This is a genomic window from Arthrobacter sp. EPSL27 (genome assembly GCF_001512305.1).
GTDB lineage: Bacteria > Actinomycetota > Actinomycetes > Actinomycetales > Micrococcaceae > Arthrobacter.
The window spans coordinates 117,534-137,126 of sequence record NZ_LNUT01000005.1 but is presented as its reverse complement, the minus strand read 5'-3'; the positions used below and the strand labels follow the sequence as shown (position 1 = coordinate 137,126).

17 protein-coding genes are annotated in these 19,593 nt (G+C 62.9%); 1 reads left to right on the top strand and 16 read right to left on the bottom strand.

Features of this window, described 5'->3' with window-relative positions; genetic code table 11:
- Positions 1-2 precede the first annotated feature (2 nt).
- From rplP to rpsJ, 9 genes are read right to left on the bottom strand one after another with little or no spacing between them, the layout of a single operon-like run.
- Positions 3-419, bottom strand: coding sequence for a 50S ribosomal protein L16 (gene rplP, locus AR539_RS11545; RefSeq protein ID WP_018773668.1), 417 nt, complete (start codon positions 417-419; stop codon positions 3-5).
- The gene (gene rpsC, locus AR539_RS11540; RefSeq protein WP_066436859.1) at positions 420-1,262 is read right to left on the bottom strand and encodes a 30S ribosomal protein S3; all 843 of its coding nucleotides are present in this window, start codon (positions 1,260-1,262) and stop codon (positions 420-422) included. It lies immediately after the preceding gene.
- Positions 1,263-1,628 carry a 50S ribosomal protein L22 gene (rplV, locus tag AR539_RS11535; RefSeq protein WP_003803798.1) on the bottom strand — a complete coding sequence of 122 codons (366 nt, stop codon included), beginning with the start codon at positions 1,626-1,628 and terminating at the stop codon, positions 1,263-1,265. It abuts the gene before it with no gap.
- A 38-nt stretch (positions 1,629-1,666) separates the two neighbouring features.
- The gene (gene rpsS / locus AR539_RS11530) at positions 1,667-1,948 is read right to left on the bottom strand and encodes a 30S ribosomal protein S19 (protein WP_018773666.1); all 282 of its coding nucleotides are present in this window, start codon (positions 1,946-1,948) and stop codon (positions 1,667-1,669) included.
- A 12-nt stretch (positions 1,949-1,960) separates the two neighbouring features.
- Positions 1,961-2,800: a 50S ribosomal protein L2 gene (rplB, locus tag AR539_RS11525; RefSeq protein WP_066436856.1), complete on the bottom strand. Its 840-nt coding sequence runs from the start codon at positions 2,798-2,800 to the stop codon at positions 1,961-1,963.
- Positions 2,801-2,829: 29 nt separating this feature from the next.
- A complete protein-coding gene (rplW, locus tag AR539_RS11520) occupies positions 2,830-3,135 on the bottom strand; it encodes a 50S ribosomal protein L23 (protein ID WP_056425233.1) in 306 nt (101 codons plus the stop codon).
- Entirely contained in the window at positions 3,132-3,755 is a 624-nt protein-coding gene (rplD, locus tag AR539_RS11515) for a 50S ribosomal protein L4 (RefSeq protein WP_066436853.1), read from the bottom strand. The genes rplW and rplD overlap by 4 nt, the downstream gene beginning before the upstream one ends.
- A gap of 4 nt (positions 3,756-3,759) precedes the next feature.
- Positions 3,760-4,410: a 50S ribosomal protein L3 gene (gene rplC, locus AR539_RS11510; RefSeq protein WP_003803812.1), complete on the bottom strand. Its 651-nt coding sequence runs from the start codon at positions 4,408-4,410 to the stop codon at positions 3,760-3,762.
- A 17-nt stretch (positions 4,411-4,427) separates the two neighbouring features.
- Positions 4,428-4,736, bottom strand: coding sequence for a 30S ribosomal protein S10 (rpsJ, locus tag AR539_RS11505; protein WP_003803825.1), 309 nt, complete (start codon positions 4,734-4,736; stop codon positions 4,428-4,430).
- A gap of 457 nt (positions 4,737-5,193) precedes the next feature.
- On the opposite strand from rpsJ, the gene AR539_RS11500 reads away from it, so the two are divergent.
- A complete protein-coding gene (locus AR539_RS11500; protein WP_066436850.1) occupies positions 5,194-6,621 on the top strand; it encodes a GH1 family beta-glucosidase in 1,428 nt (475 codons plus the stop codon).
- 11 nt (positions 6,622-6,632) lie between these two features.
- Here AR539_RS11500 and AR539_RS19805 read toward each other — a convergent pair whose 3' ends face one another.
- From AR539_RS19805 to rpoB, 7 genes are all read right to left on the bottom strand, one after another.
- Positions 6,633-6,758 carry a hypothetical protein gene (locus tag AR539_RS19805; protein WP_269433698.1) on the bottom strand — a complete coding sequence of 42 codons (126 nt, stop codon included), beginning with the start codon at positions 6,756-6,758 and terminating at the stop codon, positions 6,633-6,635.
- Positions 6,759-6,950: 192 nt separating this feature from the next.
- A complete protein-coding gene (gene tuf / locus AR539_RS11495; protein ID WP_066436847.1) occupies positions 6,951-8,141 on the bottom strand; it encodes an elongation factor Tu in 1,191 nt (396 codons plus the stop codon).
- A gap of 258 nt (positions 8,142-8,399) precedes the next feature.
- Positions 8,400-10,514: an elongation factor G gene (gene fusA, locus AR539_RS11490; RefSeq protein WP_066436844.1), complete on the bottom strand. Its 2,115-nt coding sequence runs from the start codon at positions 10,512-10,514 to the stop codon at positions 8,400-8,402.
- A 69-nt stretch (positions 10,515-10,583) separates the two neighbouring features.
- Positions 10,584-11,054 (bottom strand): 30S ribosomal protein S7, encoded by a 471-nt coding sequence (gene rpsG / locus AR539_RS11485; RefSeq protein ID WP_066436842.1) that lies wholly within the window; start codon positions 11,052-11,054, stop codon positions 10,584-10,586.
- 1 nt (position 11,055) lies between these two features.
- Entirely contained in the window at positions 11,056-11,430 is a 375-nt protein-coding gene (gene rpsL / locus AR539_RS11480) for a 30S ribosomal protein S12 (protein WP_018773658.1), read from the bottom strand.
- Between the two features lie 479 nt (positions 11,431-11,909).
- On the bottom strand, positions 11,910-15,809 hold the full coding sequence (locus AR539_RS11475; protein ID WP_066436836.1) for a DNA-directed RNA polymerase subunit beta': 3,900 nt from the start codon (positions 15,807-15,809) through the stop codon (positions 11,910-11,912).
- A gap of 121 nt (positions 15,810-15,930) precedes the next feature.
- Positions 15,931-19,446: a DNA-directed RNA polymerase subunit beta gene (rpoB, locus tag AR539_RS11470; protein WP_066436834.1), complete on the bottom strand. Its 3,516-nt coding sequence runs from the start codon at positions 19,444-19,446 to the stop codon at positions 15,931-15,933.
- Between the last annotated feature and the right edge of the window lie 147 nt (positions 19,447-19,593).

The window sequence follows — 19,593 nt, the reverse complement described above, 5'->3', positions numbered from 1 at the left end:
TTCTACTCACCACCTTCGCGACGCACAATGCGTGCCTTCAACGGCAGCTTGTGGATTGCCAGGCGCAGGGCCTCGCGAGCTACCTCTTCACTGACACCGGAGAGTTCGAAGAGAACCCGGCCCGGCTTGACGTTTGAGACCCACCATTCCGGAGAACCCTTACCGGAACCCATGCGGGTTTCGGCAGGCTTCTTCGTCAGCGGACGGTCCGGGTAGATGTTGATCCAGACCTTGCCGCCACGCTTGATGTGGCGGGTCATCGCGATACGGGCAGATTCGATCTGACGGTTGGTGACGTATGCCGGGCTCAGAGCCTGGATACCCCATTCACCGAAGGAGACCTGGGTGCCGCCCGTAGCAGCGCCGGAACGACCCGGGTGGTGCTGCTTACGGTGCTTGACTCGACGTGGGATAAGCATTTAAGCCTGTCCTCCTTCTGCTGCCTGTGCCGGTGCGGCAGAAGCTGCATCAGCCGCCGGAGCCTCGGCAGCAACAGGTGCAGCCTCGGCCGGGCGGTCGTTACGACGGCGGCGGTCACCACGGTCAGCGCCACCCGGGCGGCCCGGGCGGTCGCCGGCACGGCCACGGGACGGAGCAGCAGCTGCCTGCTGAGCCAGTTCCTTGGCGGTGACGTCACCCTTGTAGATCCAGACCTTCACGCCGATGCGGCCGAAGGTGGTCTTGGCCTCGTAGAAGCCGTAGTCGATGTTCGCGCGGAGGGTGTGCAGGGGCACACGGCCTTCGCGGTAGAACTCCGAGCGGGACATTTCAGCGCCACCCAGTCGACCCGAGCAAGCGATACGGATGCCCTTGGCACCGGCGCGCTGCGCGGACTGCATGGCCTTCTTCATCGCACGGCGGAAAGCCACGCGGGAAGTCAGCTGCTCAGCAACGCCCTGGGCAACAAGCTGTGCTTCCATCTCGGGGTTCTTGACCTCGAGGATGTTCAGCTGGACCTGCTTGCCGGTGAGCTTCTCGAGCTCGCCGCGGATGCGGTCTGCTTCAGCGCCGCGGCGGCCGATAACGATACCCGGACGTGCCGTGTGGATATCCACGCGGACACGGTCGCGGGTGCGCTCGATCTCGACCTTGGCGATACCGGCGCGCTCCATGCCCGTGGACATGAGCTGGCGGATACGGATGTCTTCGCGAACGAAGTCCTTGTACCGCTGGCCGGCCTTGGTGCTGTCAGCAAACCAGTGCGATACGTGATCGGTGGTGATGCCGAGTCGGAACCCGTGCGGGTTTACTTTCTGTCCCACTTAGCGAGCCTCCTCTTTCTCCGGGGTAGCGACTACCACGGTGATGTGGCTCGTGCGCTTCTTGATCTGAAATGCACGACCCTGGGCACGCGGCTGGAACCGCTTCATGGTCGGGCCTTCATCAACAAACGCTTCGCTGATGATGAGGTCACCTTCGTCAAACGCCACGCCGTCGCGGTCCGCGAGGACCCGGGCGTTGGAGATTGCCGACTGAACTACCTTGAATACCGGCTCCGAAGCTGCCTGCGGGGCAAACTTCAGAATTGCCAGAGCCTCATTCGCTTGCTTACCACGAACAAGGTTGACGACGCGCCGGGCCTTCATAGGCGTTACGCGGATGTGACGCGCAATTGCCTTGGCTTCCATTGCTTTCCTTCTCTCGTCTTTGACGTAAGTGCAGGCGCCTAGCGGCGCTTGCCCTTACGGTCGTCCTTGACATGGCCGCGGAATGTCCGCGTGGGAGCGAATTCGCCGAGCTTGTGCCCGACCATCGACTCAGTGACAAACACCGGGATGTGCTTGCGTCCGTCGTGCACGGCGATCGTGTGGCCGAGCATGTCGGGGACGATCATCGAACGGCGGGACCAGGTCTTGATGACGTTCTTGGTGCCCTTTTCGTTTTCCCTGGCTACCTTCACAAAGAGGTGCTGGTCAACGAAAGGACCTTTTTTCAGGCTGCGTGGCATGTGTCCAGGCTCCTATCGCTTGTTCTTGCCAGTACGACGGCGACGAACAATAAGCTTGTCGCTCTCTTTGTTGGGACGGCGGGTGCGGCCTTCGCGCTTACCGTTCGGGTTGACGGGGTGACGTCCACCGGACGTCTTACCCTCGCCACCACCGTGCGGGTGGTCGACCGGGTTCATGGCGACACCACGGACGGTCGGGCGGACGCCCTTCCAGCGCATACGGCCGGCCTTGCCCCAGTTGATGTTCGACTGCTCGGCGTTGCCGACCTCGCCGATCGTTGCGCGGCAGCGCACGTCAACGTTGCGGATTTCGCCGGAAGGCAGACGCAGCTGGGCGAAGCGGCCTTCCTTTGCAACGAGCTGGATCGATGCGCCGGCGGAGCGGCCCATCTTGGCGCCGCCACCCGGACGCAGTTCAACTGCGTGGATCACGGTACCGACCGGGATGTTGCGCAGCGGCAGGTTGTTGCCGGGCTTGATGTCAGCGTCGGCACCTGCTTCCACGGTGTCACCCTGGGCCAGCTTGTTCGGGGCGATGATGTAACGCTTGGTGCCATCAACGTAGTGCAGGAGGGCGATGCGAGCCGTGCGGTTCGGATCGTACTCGATTTCAGCAACGCGGGCGTTGACGCCGTCCTTGTCGTGGCGACGGAAGTCGATCAGACGGTACTGGCGCTTGTGGCCACCACCCTTGTGACGGGTCGTGATCTTACCGGTGTTGTTACGTCCACCCTTTTTCGGGAGGGGACGAACCAACGACTTTTCCGGCGTCGACCGCGTGATTTCGGTGAAGTCCGCTACGCTCGAGCCGCGACGGCCCGGGGTAGTCGGCTTATATTTACGGATTCCCATAATTTATTTCCTCGTTAAAGTGGTCTCCGCTACGAGAGCGGACCGCCGAAGATGTCGATAGTGCCTTCTTTGAGGCTCACAATCGCACGCTTGGTGTTCTTGCGGGTACCCCATCCGAATTTGGTGCGCTTGCGCTTACCGGCACGGTTGATGGTGTTGATCGAGTCGACCTTGACGGAGAAGATTTTCTCCACGGCCAGCTTGATCTCGGTCTTGTTCGAGCGGGGGTCCACCAGGAAGGTGTACTTGCCCTCGTCGATCAGGCCGTAGCTCTTTTCCGAGACGACGGGTGCAAGCACGACGTCGCGCGGGTCCTTGAGGGTTGCTGCGCTCACTTGGCATCCTCCTGGTTCTTTGCCACTGCCCGGTCAGCAACGAATGCTTCGTAGGCAGCCTTGGTGAAGACAACGTCATCGGAGACGAGAACGTCGTAGGTGTTCAGCTGGTCTGCGTACAGAACGTGAACATCCGTGAGGTTGCGCACGGAGAGTGCAGCAACATCGTTGGCGCGCTCGATGACGACGAGCAGGTTCTTGCGCTCGGTGACACCTCGCAGCGTTGCCAGAGCTTCGCGGGAGGACGGCTTGGTGCCGGCCACCAGTTCAGCGACAACGTGGATGCGGCCGTTCCGGGCGCGGTCAGAGAGAGCGCCGCGCAGTGCAGCAGCAATCATCTTCTTGGGGGTGCGCTGGCTGTAGTCACGCGGCGTGGGGCCGTGGACAACGCCACCACCGGTCATGTGAGGAGCACGGATGGAACCCTGACGGGCGCGGCCGGTGCCCTTCTGCTTGAACGGCTTGCGACCTGCACCGGAAACCTCGGCGCGGGTCTTGGTCTTGTGGGTACCCTGGCGAGCAGCGGCGAGCTGTGCGACGACGACCTGGTGCAGCAGCGGCACGTTGGTCTGTACGTCGAAGATCTCTGCAGGCAGGTCAACCTTGACAGTGCTAGTCATCTAACTAGGCTCCCTTCACGGCGGTGCGTACGAGGACGACCTGGCCGCGGGCGCCGGGGACGGCACCCTTGATAAGGAGCAGCGACTTCTCGACGTCAACCGCGTGGACCGTGAGGTTCAGCGTGGTGTGACGAACGGCGCCCATGCGGCCGGCCATTTTCATGCCCTTGAAGACGCGGCTCGGGGTGGATGCGCCACCGATTGAACCGGGCTTACGGTGGTTCTTGTGGGCACCGTGGGAAGCTCCAACGCCGTGGAAGCCGTGACGCTTCATAACACCGGCGAAGCCCTTACCCTTGGTGGTGCCAACGACGTCGATCTTCTGGCCGGCTTCGAAGAGCTCTACGGAGAGCTCCTGGCCCAGCTCGTAAGAGTCAGCATCTGCAGTGCGCAGTTCTACGACGTGGCGGCGAGGCGTGACGCCTGCCTTTTCAAAGTGACCAGCCAGCGGCTTGGTGACCTTGCGGGGATCGATCTGGCCGTAGCCGATCTGAACGGCGACGTAGCCATCAGTTTCTGCGTTGCGCAGCTGCGTGATGACGTTCGAGTCAGCCTGGACCACAGTGACGGGGATGAGCTTGTTGTTCTCGTCCCAGACCTGGGTCATGCCGAGCTTCGTGCCCAGCAGGCCCTTTACGTTACGGGTTGCGGTCATAGTCTCTCAGCACCTCCCTACAGCTTGATTTCGATGTTCACGTCGGCCGGCAGGTCGAGACGCATGAGCGAATCAACAGCCTTGGGCGTGGGGTCGATGATGTCGATAAGACGCTTGTGCGTGCGCATTTCAAAGTGCTCGCGGCTGTCTTTGTACTTGTGCGGAGAGCGGATAACGCAGTAAACGTTCTTCTCCGTCGGCAGCGGCACGGGGCCAACTACAGTTGCGCCTGCGCGCGTGACCGTCTCAACGATCTTCCGTGCTGAAACGTCAATGACCTCGTGGTCGTATGACTTCAGCCGGATGCGGATTTTTTGTCCCGCCATGTCGCCTGACTCTCTTTCAGTCTGTGCTTCCCCTGATTAGGGCTGCCCTGTTCACTTACTCGTTGTATGGCTGCCGAAGCATTTGAAGTCGTAACTACCATCAGCCGCACAAGCTGAATCCGGATGAATCCGGGTTCCTCAACCTGCCGGCCAACCGACCCCCGCGGTCGGGCGTGTCGCGCTTTTCAGGCGAAACTGTCCGCAGTTCCATGGGGAGTGGGTTATGTTTGGTCTCCTACCTGGACCCTGACACCCGGCATTATCCGGATCGGGACGCGAAGGAGCGCTTGAACAACTCATCTAGTATGCCGGAATTATCGGGCAGAAGCGAATCCGGGCCCGTTCGAGGTCCGGGAGCCCGGCGCGGCTCCCTACAGGAGGGTTACTCCCGACGGCGGACCGGTGGGACGTGAGTCCACTCATTGCCTTCGGCGGGCGGCGTGGGGATGATAGGGGCATGACTGTGCAGGACTCTGTGTCAGTCCAGGCCCTCGCCGCGCGCCTGGGCCCGGATTTCCAGCTGGGCGTCGCCTCGGCCGCTTTCCAGATTGAGGGTTCCCTCGCCGCCGGCGGCCGGGGCCCCTCCGGCTGGGATGCCTTCGTGGAGAAGCCCGGCAGCATCCAGGACGGCCACTCCCCCGCCGTCGCCTGCGACCACTACAACCGCACCGCAGAGGACGTCGCACTGATGCGCACCCTCGGCATCGATTCGTACCGGTTCTCCCTCTCCTGGCCGCGGATCCAGCCGGACGGCACCGGGCCGTTCAACAGCGAAGGGCTGGATTTCTACGACCGGCTTATCGACCAGCTGCTGGAAGCCGGCATCTCCCCCATGGCCACCCTGTACCACTGGGACACCCCGCTGCCCCTGGAACACCGCGGCGGGTGGCTGAACCGGTCCACCGCGGAACGGTTTGCCGACTACGCGGCTGAGGCGGGCCGTCGCTTCGGCGACCGGGTGGCGCAGTGGGTGACCCTGAACGAGCCGGTGTCCGTGACGCTGAACGGCTACGCCCTGGGGGTCCATGCCCCGGGCCATGACCTGCTGTTCAACGCCCTGCCGGCGGTGCACCACCAGCTCCTGGGCCACGGCCTCGCTGTGCAGGCCCTGCGCGCGGAGTCCGTCCGCGGCGGCGTGGGCGTCACCAACCTGCACTCGCCGGTGCGGCCCGCGTCCCGGCTGGCCACGGACAAGTTCCTCGCCAACATCTTCGACCTGGTCCTCAACCGGGTCTACGCGGACCCCATCCTCCTGGGCCGGTACCCGAAGGTCCCGCTCGTGGCCAGGCCGTGGTTCCGTGCGCTGGGCAAGATTTCCGACGCCGACCTGCAGGCCATCCACCAGCCGCTCGACTTCTACGGGCTGAACTACTACTACCCCGTGAAGGTGGCCACCGGCCGGGGCCCGGCCGAAACCCCTGTGGGCCACACCGACGCGATGGTGAAGATGCCGTTCCACATGGCGGCGTTCCCGGAGTACACCACCACGGGCTTCGGCTGGCCGGTGGCGCCGGACCACCTGGGCCCGCTGCTCCGGGAGTTGAAGGACAGGTACGGTACCGCGCTGCCGCCGCTGTACATCACGGAAAGCGGAGCCAGCTTCCCCGAGCCGGACCATGTGGACGGGCCCATCAACGATGCGGAGCGGATCAGCTACATCGCGTCCCACCTGGGGCATGCGCTGGACGCCACCGCGCCGGGCGGGATCGCCGAGGACGTGGAGCTGCGCGGCTACTACGTGTGGACCCTGATGGACAACTTCGAATGGGCGGCCGGGTACTCGCAGCGCTTCGGACTGGTCCACGTGGATTTCGACACCCAGGAGCGGACGCCCAAGGATTCGTATTACTGGTACCAGGCGGTCAGCCGCGCCCGCAAAGGCTGAGCCGGGGGGACCTACTGGTTCTTGTTGGCCCGGTTGATGCGCTTGGCCCGCTCAATCTCGTGGCGGAAGTGCTTCTTGGCCCAGACCACGCCGACGACGACGGCCGCCACCACCAGCAGGAAAATAAACCAGCCCATTGTGAGCTCCCTTCGTTGGAAGCAACGATATCAGCGCCCCGCCCACGGCATCCATGGGCTGGTGGCCGTAGCAGCGGCAGGGCCAGCCATCCGGGCGACGCGCGGAGTGCACAAAATAGTGCTGAGGGCACAAAAAAGAACGGCCCCGCTGCGAGTGCAGCGGGGCCGTTCTTCAATTCACATCAGTAAGAACTACTTGATGATCTTGGTGACACGTCCCGAACCAACGGTGCGGCCGCCTTCGCGGATAGCGAAGCCGAGGCCCTCTTCCATTGCGATCGGCTGGATGAGCGCAACGGTCATCTCAGTGTTGTCGCCGGGCATAACCATTTCCGTGCCTTCCGGCAGGGTGATAACGCCGGTTACGTCCGTGGTGCGGAAGTAGAACTGCGGGCGGTAGTTGGAGTAGAACGGGTTGTGACGTCCGCCTTCGTCCTTGGAGAGGATGTAGACGTTAGCCTCGAAGTCGGTGTGCGGGGTGATGGAACCCGGCTTGACGACAACCTGGCCACGCTCGACATCGTCGCGCTTCAGACCGCGGAGCAGGAGGCCACAGTTCTCGCCGGCCCATGCTTCGTCGAGCTGCTTGTGGAACATCTCGATACCGGTAACCGTGGTCTTCTGGACCGGGCGGATGCCGACGATCTCGACCTCGGAGTTGATGGCGAGGGTTCCACGCTCGGCGCGGCCCGTAACAACGGTGCCACGGCCGGTGATCGTGAAGACGTCTTCGATCGGCATCAGGAACGGCTTGTCACGGTCACGTACGGGGTCCGGAACGGACTCGTCGACGGCAGCCATGAGGTCCTCAACGGACTTGACCCAAACCGGGTCGCCTTCGAGTGCCTTCAGGCCGGAAACGCGGACAACAGGTGCCTCGTCGCCGTCGAAGCCCTGCGAGCTGAGCAGTTCGCGAACTTCCATTTCAACGAGGTCAAGGAGCTCCTCGTCTTCGACCATGTCAGCCTTGTTCAGGGCGACCAGCAGGTAGGGAACACCAACCTGGCGGGCGAGCAGAACGTGCTCGCGGGTCTGAGCCATCGGGCCGTCAGTGGCGGCAACCACGAGGATTGCACCGTCCATCTGAGCAGCGCCGGTGATCATGTTCTTGATGTAGTCAGCGTGACCCGGAGCGTCTACGTGTGCGTAGTGGCGCTTCTCGGTCTGGTACTCAACGTGGGAGATGTTGATGGTAATGCCGCGCTGACGCTCTTCGGGAGCAGAGTCAATCGACGCGAAGTCACGCTTCTCGTTGAGAGTCGGGTACTTGTCGTACAGCACCTTGGAAATGGCGGCCGTCAGCGTCGTCTTACCGTGGTCAACGTGACCAATGGTACCGATGTTAACGTGCGGCTTAGTCCGCTCGAACTTTGCCTTTGCCACAGGTTCCTCCTAGAACGTTTTCAAATGACTTACCCTTCGGCCGCGCTTGTCGCGACTGAAACTCCAGTAAGTCTACTTGGGGGGCTTTGGATTGATGAAATTGCAGATTCAGGAACTAATGCTAGTGCCTAAAGCCTGTTCGTGCAGGCGGCCGGTCCGGCTCCGCCAGACTACAGCCGTCCGGGCCGGCCACCTGCACCAGGGCAGTCCCCGTGAACGGGGAAGCACCTGCGATTGTCGCTGCGAGAGTCGGGGAGACTATTCGCCGCGGGTCTTCTGGATGATCTCGTCGGCAACTGCCTTCGGGACCTCGGCGTAGCTGTTGAACGTCATGGAGTACACAGCGCGGCCCTGGGTCTTCGAGCGCAGGTCACCGATGTAGCCGAACATGCCGGACAGCGGGACGTGCGCGCGGATGACCTTGACGCCCTGGGCATCTTCCATGGACTGCATCTGGCCACGGCGGGAGTTGAGGTCACCGATAACTTCACCCATGTATTCCTCAGGGGTGCGGACCTCGACATCCATCAGCGGTTCGAGCAGGACAGGGTTCGCCTTGCGTGCGGCTTCCTTGAAAGCCATACGGCCGGCGATCTTGAACGCCATTTCCGAGGAGTCAACATCGTGGTACGCGCCGTCAATCAGCGTGGCCTTGATGCCGACAACCGGGTAACCGGCCAGGACGCCGTCGTTCAGCGCATCCTGGATACCGGCGTCGACCGACGGAATGTATTCGCGCGGAACGCGGCCACCGGTGACCTTGTTCTCGAACTCGTACATCTCGCCTTCGGACGTGTCCAGCGGCTCGATCGCGATCTGGATCTTTGCGAACTGGCCCGAACCACCGGTCTGCTTCTTGTGCGTGTAGTCGTGACGCTCTACAGCACGCTTGATGGTTTCGCGGTACGCAACCTGGGGCTTGCCCACGTTGGCCTCAACCTTGAACTCGCGGCGCATGCGGTCCACCAGGATGTCCAGGTGGAGCTCGCCCATGCCGGCGATGATGGTCTGACCGGTGTCTTCGTTGAGGGAGACCTGGAAGGTCGGGTCCTCAGCGGAGAGCTTCTGGATGGCCGTGGAGAGCTTCTCCTGGTCACCCTTGGTGTTCGGCTCGATCGCGACAGAGATCACGGGCTCCGGGAAGCTCATGGACTCGAGAACGATCTGGTTGCTGGAATCGCACAGGGTGTCGCCCGTGGTGGTGTCCTTCAGGCCGATCGCTGCATAGATGTGGCCGGCGGTAGCGCCCTCAACGGGCATTTCCTTGTTGGCGTGCATCTGGAACAGCTTGCCGATGCGCTCCTTCTTGCCCTTGGTGGAGTTGACCACCTGGGCGCCTGCTTCAACGTGACCGGAGTACACGCGGATGAAGGTGAGCTGGCCGAAGAAGGGGTGCGCGGCGATCTTGAATGCCAGTGCGGAGAACGGCTCGTCAGCGGAAGGCTTACGGGTCAGTTCCTTCTCTTCGTCCCGGGGATCGTGACCGACCATCGGGGGAACGTCGAGCGGGTTCGGCAGGTAGTCGACCACGGCATCGAGCATCGGCTGGACGCCGCGGTTCTTGAAGGCAGAACCACAGAAGACCGGGTAGATCTCCGAGTTGATCGTCATCTTGCGGATGCCGGCCTTGAGCTCGTCGATGGAGATCTCTTCGCCCTCGAGGTACTTCTCCATGAGTTCCTCGGAAGACTCAGCAACGGTCTCCACGAGGTTGGCGCGGTACTCCTCGGCCTTCGCCTGCAGGTCAGCCGGGATCTCGCGGATCTCGTACTTGGCACCCATGGTGACGTCACCCTTGGCATCGCCGGGCCACACCAAGGCACGCATGTAGAGCAGGTCGACGACGCCGATGAAGTCGTTCTCGGCACCGATCGGCAACTGCATAACGAGCGGCTTGGCGCCCAGGCGGCTGATGATGGTGTCGACGGTGAAGTAGAAGTCAGCGCCGAGCTTGTCCATCTTGTTGACGAAGCAGATGCGCGGGACGTTGTACTTGTCAGCCTGGCGCCAGACAGTCTCGGACTGCGGCTCCACGCCTTCTTTACCGTCGAACACGGCAACAGCACCGTCGAGGACGCGCAGGGAGCGCTCAACCTCAACCGTGAAGTCCACGTGGCCGGGGGTGTCGATGATGTTGATCTGGTTGTTTTCCCAGAAGCAGGTCACGGCGGCAGACGTGATGGTGATGCCGCGTTCCTTTTCCTGTTCCATCCAGTCAGTCGTCGAAGCGCCGTCGTGCGTTTCGCCGATCTTGTGGTTCACACCCGTGTAGAACAGGATGCGCTCGGTAGTAGTGGTCTTGCCGGCATCAATGTGGGCCATGATGCCGATATTGCGGACCTTGCTAAGGTCGGTAAGCACGTCCTGTGCCACGGTGTCTCCCTTTCGGATGGACTGCACGTTCGCCGCCGGCTCGGTTGAGCCGGCGGCGTCCGGGAAGTATTACCAGCGGTAGTGTGCGAAGGCCTTGTTGGACTCGGCCATCTTGTGGGTGTCTTCGCGACGCTTCACAGCGGCACCGAGACCGTTCGAGGCATCCAGGATTTCGTTCTGGAGGCGCTCGGTCATGGTCTTTTCGCGGCGGGCCTTGGAGTAGCCAACCAACCACCGCAGGGCGAGAGCGGTGGAGCGGCCCGGCTTGACCTCAACCGGAACCTGGTAGGTGGCGCCACCGACACGGCGGGAGCGGACCTCGAGGGAAGGCTTGACGTTCTCCATGGCCTTCTTGAGGGCTGCCACGGGGTCGCCGCCGGACTTGGCGCGAGCACCTTCGAGGGCACCGTAGACGATGCGCTCTGCAGTGGACTTCTTGCCGTCAACGAGCACCTTGTTGATCAGCTGGGTGACCAGCGGGGAGCCGTAAACGGGATCTGAGACTAGCGGCCGCTTGGGGGCCGGACCCTTGCGAGGCATATTACTTCTTCTCCATCTTTGCGCCGTAGCGGCTGCGTGCCTGCTTACGGTTCTTCACACCCTGGGTATCAAGGGCGCCACGGACGATCTTGTAACGGACACCCGGGAGGTCCTTAACACGGCCGCCACGGACGAGCACAATGGAGTGCTCCTGCAGGTTGTGGCCTACACCGGGGATGTAAGCGGTGACTTCAATGCCGCCGTTGAGGCGCACACGGGCCACCTTACGCAGAGCCGAGTTCGGCTTCTTCGGGGTGGTGGTGTAGACGCGGGTGCAAACACCGCGGCGCATCGGGCTGCCGTTAAGCGCGGGAGCCTTGGTCTTCTTGACCTTAGGCGTGCGGCCCTTGCGGACCAGCTGGTTAATCGTAGGCACTCTCGTGTTCTCCGTTTTATCCGGAGCGGCCGTTGGCGGCCGCTCTCTTGTCGCTGCGCCCCGCCGCTCGAGCTTTGAAGTTCTCTCCAGAGCAGCTGAGGCGAAGCCTTAATAGTCGGACCGCACGCCGGGATCCACAGACTTTCATCCGGAACTGCCCCTAGGCATGCGAAAATGTGGCATACGTTGCACAAGAACCCTGCAAACCGGAAACGTCGTCCTGGTCAAGCCTTCCAGCCCTAGGGCTGTCCAACTCACCGGCGCACTCATCCACTGCCACAATAACAATTAGTCTCAAGTCTAACACGGACGGGTCCCAGCCCTTAATCGGCGCGGAAACCCGGGGACGCCCTCCCCCGTCGACTGTTCCCCACCGGCCCAAAGATGCCCTTTGATGGCCCAAAAGGGCGCAGTCGATGGGTTAAACGGGGACGGCCCCGCACCGTGCGGTGCGGGGCCGTCCTTGGAACAGCTCTCCGTTAGCGGAAGTCGCTGCCCAGGTCGTAGTCATCCAGCGGGATGGCGTGGAACTCAGGAGCTCCGTCGCCGCCCAGGGAATCGTAGGAGAAGTCGCTGAACGCGCTGGGGCCGGTGAACAGGTTGGCCTTCGCTTCTTCAGTCGGTTCCACCGTGACCTCGGTGTAGCGCGGGAGACCCGTGCCGGCCGGGATGAGCTTACCGATGATGACGTTTTCCTTGAGGCCGAGCAGCGGATCGCTCTTGCCTTCCATGGCCGCCTGCGTCAGGACGCGGGTGGTCTCCTGGAAGGAAGCTGCGGACAGCCAGGACTCGGTCGCCAGGGACGCCTTCGTGATACCCATGAGCTCGGGACGGCCGGAAGCCGGCGTCTTGCCCTCGGAGACTACACGGCGGTTGGCATCCTCGAAACGGCTGCGCTCGGCGAGCTCGCCGGGCAGCAGATCCGATTCACCGGACTCGATGACCGTGACGCGGCGCAGCATCTGGCGGACGATAACCTCGACGTGCTTGTCGTGGATACCGATGCCCTGGCTGCGGTACACGCCCTGGACTTCGTCCACCAGGAACTTCTGCGCGGCACGGGGGCCCATGATGCGCAGAACCTGCTTGGGGTCGACCGGACCGTTGATGAGCTTCTGGCCGACGCTGACGTGCTGGCCGTCTTCGATGAGAAGACGTGAACGGCGCAGCACCGGGTAGGCGATCTCTTCGGATCCGTCATCCGGGGTGATGACCAGGCGCATCTGGCGCTCGGACTCTTCGATGGTGATGCGGCCGGCTGCTTCAGCAATCGGCGCGACACCCTTCGGAGTACGGGCTTCGAAGAGCTCCTGGATACGGGGCAGACCCTGGGTGATGTCGTCGCCGCCGCCGGCGGAAACTGCACCACCGGTGTGGAACGTACGCATGGTCAGCTGGGTACCCGGCTCACCGATAGACTGTGCGGCGATGATGCCCACGGCCTCGCCGATGTCCACGGTCTTGCCGGTGGCCAGCGAACGGCCGTAGCACAGGGCGCAGGTGCCGACGCTGGACTCACAGGTGAGGACAGAGCGGACCTTGACTTCGGTGATGCCGGCTGCGAACAGTTCGGCAATGACGACGTCGCCGCAGTCGGTGCCGGCGGCCGCGAGGACCTTGCCCTTGGAGTCGGTGACATCCACGGCCAGGGTACGGGCGTACGCGCTGTTCTCGACGTTCTCGTCCAGGACCAGCTCGCCGTTGGCGTCAGCCACGGCGATCGGGGTGACGAGGCCGCGTTCGGTGCCGCAGTCCTCTTCACGGACGATGACGTCCTGCGAGACGTCCACCAGACGACGGGTCAGGTAACCCGAGTTGGCGGTACGCAGTGCGGTATCGGCCAGGCCCTTACGGGCACCGTGCGTGGCGATGAAGTATTCCAGCACCGACAGGCCCTCGCGGTAGGAGGACTTGATCGGACGCGGGATGATCTCGCCCTTCGGGTTGGCCACCAGGCCACGGATACCGGCGATCTGGCGGACCTGCATCCAGTTACCACGGGCACCGGAGGACACCATGCGGTTGATGGTGTTCATCGGCGACAGGCTGTCACGCATCGCCTGGGCGATTTCGTTGGTTGCCTTGTTCCAGATCTCGATCAGTTCCTGGCGACGCTCGTCGTCGTCGATCAGGCCCTTGTCGTACTGGCCCTGGATCTTCGCGGCCATGGTCTCGTAACCGGCGAGGAGCTCCGGCTTGGAGGCCGGGACCTCGATGTCGGAGATGGCGACCGTGACGCCCGAGCGGGTTGCCCAGTAGAAACCGGCATCCTTCAGGTTGTCCAGCGTCGCCGCCGTGACCACCTTCGGGTAGCGCTCGGCGAGGTCGTTGACGATCCGGGACAGCTCGCCCTTGTCGGCCACAGCCTCAACCCACGGGTAGTCCGCGGGCAGCGTCTGGTTGAAGATGACCTGTCCGAGGGAGGTCTCGACCAGTGCGGTCTGACCCGGCTCCCAGCCTTCCGGAGCTTCCCAGCCGGCGTAGGGCACAAAGCCCTCCAGCCGGATCTTGATCTGGGAGTTCAGGTGCAGCTCGTGCAGGTCGAACGCCATGATGGCTTCCGAGACGGAGGAGAAGATCCGGCCCTCGCCAGCTGAACCGACACGCTTGGTGGTCAGGTGGTAGAGGCCGATGATCATATCCTGCGAAGGCAGCGTCACCGGGCGGCCGTCAGACGGCTTCAGGATGTTGTTCGAGGACAGCATCAGGATGCGGGCCTCAGCCTGGGCTTCGGGGCTCAGCGGCAGGTGCACTGCCATCTGGTCGCCGTCGAAGTCAGCGTTGAACGCGCCACAAACCAGCGGGTGAAGCTGGATTGCCTTGCCTTCAACCAGCTGCGGCTCGAACGCCTGGATACCGAGACGGTGCAGGGTAGGTGCACGGTTCAGCAGCACGGGGTGCTCGGTGATGATCTCTTCGAGGACGTCCCAGACCTGCGGGCGGTACCGCTCCACCATGCGCTTGGCCGACTTGATGTTCTGCGCGTGGTTGAGGTCAACCAGGCGCTTCATCACGAACGGCTTGAAGAGCTCCAGAGCCATCTGCTTCGGCAGGCCACACTGGTGCAGCTTCAGCTGCGGGCCGACGACGATGACCGAACGGCCGGAGTAGTCGACGCGCTTGCCGAGGAGGTTCTGGCGGAAACGGCCCTGCTTGCCCTTGAGCATGTCGCTCAGGGACTTCAGCGGACGGTTGCCCGGTCCGGTGACCGGACGGCCGCGGCGGCCGTTGTCGAAGAGGCTGTCAACAGCTTCCTGAAGCATGCGCTTCTCGTTGTTGACGATGATCTCCGGGGCACCGAGATCAAGCAGGCGCTTGAGGCGGTTGTTGCGGTTGATCACACGGCGGTACAGGTCGTTGAGGTCGGAGGTCGCGAAGCGGCCACCGTCCAGCTGGACCATGGGGCGCAGTTCCGGCGGGATCACCGGGACGGCGTCGAGAACCATGCCGAGCGGGCTGTTGTTGGTGGTCAGGAACGCGTTGACCACCTTGAGCCGCTTCAGGGCGCGGGTCTTGCGCTGGCCCTTGCCGTTGGCAATGATGTCGCGGAGCATGTCCGACTCGGCCTGCATGTCGAAGCTCTCAAGGCGCTTCTTGATGGCTTCGGCACCCATGGAGCCTTCGAAGTACATGCCGTAGCGGTCGCGCAGTTCGCGGTACAGGCCCTCGTCACCTTCAAGGTCGGCGACCTTGAGGTTCTTGAAGCGGTCCCAGACCTGCTCGAGGCGCTCGATGTCGGCGTCCGCGCGCTTGCGGACGTTGGCCATCTGGCGGTCGGCGGAGTCGCGGGCCTTCTTCTTGTCCGCGGCCTTCGCGCCTTCGCCTTCGAGACGGGCGAGCTCGTTCTCAAGATCGCGGGCGATCGTGGCGATGTCCGAGTCGCGGTTGTCGATCAGCTGCTTCTTCTCGATGTCGTGCTCAACCTGGAGGTTGGGCAGTTCTTCGTGGCGGCTGTCGGCGTCGACGCTGGTGATCATGTAGGCGGCGAAGTAGATGACCTTTTCGAGGTCCTTCGGCGCCAGGTCAAGGAGGTAGCCCAGGCGGGACGGAACACCCTTGAAGTACCAGATGTGCGTGACCGGGGCGGCCAGCTCGATGTGGCCCATGCGCTCACGGCGGACCTTTGCGCGGGTGACCTCAACGCCACACCGCTCGCAGATGATGCCCTTGAAGCGCACGCGCTTGTACTTGCCGCAGTAGCATTCCCAGTCGCGGGACGGGCCGAAGATCTTCTCGCAGAAGAGGCCGTCCTTCTCGGGCTTGAGCGTGCGGTAGTTGATGGTTTCCGGCTTCTTAACCTCGCCGTAAGACCAGCCACGGATGTCTTCCGCGGTGGCGAGGCCGATCTGCATGAGGCCGAAGGAGGATTCGCTGGACATAGGGTCCCTGTTCTCTCTTGTTCTCTAAATTCTGAAGTCTTGGGTTACGGGAAGAGGGAGGTAGCGCCGGGGGAAAGCAGCGCGGCGGGGCCGCTTTGCTTTTCCCCCGGACGCTTACCTCTTAGACCTCTTCTACGGAACTGGGCTCTGCACGAGACAGATCGATGCCCAGTTCTTCCGCAGCCGTGAAGACTGCGTCATCAGAGTCACGCATTTCAATTGTGGTTCCGTCCGTGGAAAGAACTTCCACGTTCAGGCACAGCGACTGCATTTCCTTGATCAAGACCTTGAAGGACTCAGGAACGCCCGGCTCCGGGATGTTCTCGCCCTTGACGATGGCTTCGTAGACCTTCACACGACCGTGGATGTCATCGGACTTGATCGTGAGGAGCTCCTGGAGCGTGTAGGCGGCGCCGTAAGCTTCGAGCGCCCACACTTCCATTTCACCGAAGCGCTGGCCACCGAACTGTGCCTTACCACCCAGCGGCTGCTGCGTGATCATGGAGTACGGGCCGGTGGAGCGCGCGTGGATCTTGTCGTCCACCAGGTGGTGGAGCTTCAGGATGTACATGTAGCCGACCGAGATCGGATCCGGGAACGGCTCGCCGGAGCGGCCGTCGAACAGGCGGGTCTTGCCCGAGGAGTTGATCAGGCGGTCGCCGTCGCGGGTGACGTTGGTGGAGTCGAGGAGACCGGTGATCTCCTCTTCGCGCGCACCGTCGAAGACCGGCGTTGCAACAGTGGTCTGGCCACTCTCGCGCGGCAGGTTCGGCAGCTGCTTGACCCACTCGGGCTCGCCCTCGATCTTCCAGCCGGTCTTGGCAACCCAGCCAAGGTGCGTTTCCAGCACCTGGCCGACGTTCATACGGCCCGGAACACCCAGCGGGTTCAGGACGATGTCGACGGGGGTGCCATCGGCAAGGAAGGGCATGTCCTCGACCGGAAGGATCTTGGAGATAACGCCCTTGTTGCCGTGGCGGCCGGCGAGCTTGTCACCGTCGGTGATCTTGCGCTTGGCAGCGACGTAGACGCGGACCAGCTGGTTGACGCCCGGGGGCAGCTCGTCGTCGTTGTCGCGGTCGAAGACGCGGACGCCGATGACGGTGCCGGACTCGCCGTGCGGAACCTTCAGGGAGGTGTCGCGCACTTCGCGGGACTTCTCACCGAAGATGGCGCGCAGCAGGCGCTCTTCCGGGGTCAGCTCGGTCTCGCCCTTGGGAGTGACCTTTCCGACCAGGATGTCGCCGGCTTCAACCTCGGCACCGATGTGGATGATGCCGCGCTCGTCCAGGCCCGCCAGGACTTCCTCGGACACGTTGGGGATGTCACGGGTGATTTCCTCGGCACCAAGCTTGGTGTCGCGGGCATCGATCTCGTGCTCCTCGATGTGGATGGAGGAAAGAACGTCCTCAGCGACGATGCGCTGCGACAGGATGATGGCGTCCTCGAAGTTGTGGCCTTCCCAGGACATGAATGCCACGAGGAGGTTCTTGCCGAGGGCCAGTTCGCCCTGGTCCGTTGCCGGGCCGTCGGCGATGATGCCGCCGACTTCCAGGCGCTGGCCTTCGCTCACCAGAACGCGGTGGTTGTAGCAGTTGCCCTGGTTGGAACGGGCGAACTTGTTGATGCGGTAGTTGGTTTCCGTACCGTCGTCGTTGAGCATGATGACCAGCTCAGCGGAGACCTCGGTGACCACACCGGCCTTCTTCGCGATGACAACGTCACCGGCGTCGACGGCTGCGGCGCGTTCCATGCCGGTGCCGACGAACGGCGCCTCGGAACGGACCAGCGGCACGGCCTGGCGCTGCATGTTGGCACCCATGAGTGCGCGGTTTGCATCGTCATGCTCGAGGAACGGGATCAGGGCGGTAGCCACGGACACCATCTGGCGCGGGGAAACGTCCATGAACTCGACGTCGGCGGCGGGAACCAGTACAGGCTCGCCTCCACCACCGCGGGCACGGACCAGAACGGTCTCTTCAGCGAACTTCTTGTTCTCATCGAGCGGGGCGTTGGCCTGTGCAATCAGGACCTCGGCCTCGTCGTCGGCCGTGAGGTACTGGACGTCGTCGGAAACGACGCCGTCCTTCACCAGGCGGTACGGGGTCTCGATGAAGCCGAACGGGTTGATGCGTCCGTAGGAAGCCAGCGAACCGATCAGACCAATGTTCGGGCCTTCAGGGGTTTCGATGGGGCACATACGTCCGTAGTGCGACGGGTGGACGTCACGGACTTCCATGCCGGCACGGTCACGGGACAGACCACCCGGGCCAAGGGCCGACAGGCGGCGCTTGTGGGTGAGGCCCGAGAGCGGGTTGTTCTGGTCCATGAACTGGGACAGCTGGGAGGTTCCGAAGAATTCCTTGATAGCTGCCACGACGGGACGGATGTTGATCAGGGTCTGGGGCGTGATGGCCTCGACGTCCTGCGTGGTCATCCGCTCGCGGACAACGCGCTCCATACGGGACAGGCCGGTGCGGACCTGGTTCTCGATGAGCTCGCCGACGGCGCGGATGCGACGGTTGCCGAAGTGGTCGATGTCATCGATCTCAACGCGCAGTTCGTGGTCCTGGCCGTCACGCTTGCCCATGAGGGTCTTCTCACCGGCGTGCAGGGCAACCAGGAACTTGATCATGGCGACGATGTCTTCAACGTGCAGGACGGAAGCTTCCTTGTCGCCAAGGGAGCGGTCGATGCCAAGCTTGCGGTTGATCTTGTAGCGGCCAACCTTGGCCAGATCGTAGCGCTTGGAGTTGAAGTACAGGTTGTCCAGCAGGGACTGGGCAGCCTCGACCGTGGGCGGCTCGCCCGGTCGCAGCTTCCGGTAGATGTCCAGCAAGGCATCCTCGCGGGTTTCGGTGGCGTCCTTCTCCAGCGTTGCGCGCATGGAGTCGTACTGGCCGAATTCTTCGAGGATCTGGCCTTCGGTCCAGCCGAGGGCCTTCAGCAGCACCGTGACGGACTGCTTGCGCTTGCGGTCGAGGCGGACGCCGACCTGGTCGCGCTTGTCGATTTCGAGTTCGAACCAGGCGCCGCGGGACGGGATGATCTTCGCGGTGAAGATGTCCTTGTCGCTGGTCTTGTCGGCGGTGCGCTCAAAGTAGGCGCCCGGGGAGCGGACCAGCTGCGAGACAACAACACGCTCGGTGCCGTTGACGACGAAGGTGCCCTTCTCGGTCATCAGCGGGAAGTCACCCATGAACACGGTCTGCTGCTTGATTTCGCCCGTGTTGTTGTTCATGAATTCGGCCTTGACGTACAGCGGTGCCGAGTACGTAGCGTCCCGGTCCTTGCACTCGGCCATGGTGTACTTCGGGTCAGCGAACTCCGGCTCGGAGAAGCTCAGGGACATGGTGCCCTGGAAGTCTTCGATCGGGGAGATCTCTTCGAAGATGTCGGACAGACCCGACGAGGTGGCGACGCTGAGGTCGCCTTCTTCGACGGCCTTGGCTACGCGTGCCTGCCAGCGTTCGTTGCCGACCAGCCAGTCAAAGCTGTCGGTCTGCAGGGCAAGCAGATTCGGAACGTCCAGCGGTTCGTGAATCTTTGCGAATGAGAGCCGGCGGGTTGCACCGTCGGTGCTGTCGGCATTGATAGCGGTAGCGTTGTTTACATTAGAGGTGCTCGAGGCGACCAAGAGGGATCCTTCCACAGACCTTCAGGCGTTTTCAGATCTCCCCCGTTATGTACCCTGCGGAGTGACTCCGCAGTGCTACCAGTCCGGTTCCGCTATATGACCCGGGACCCGCGCTGGCCATTCTGGTGCACGTTGTAGACGGCACAT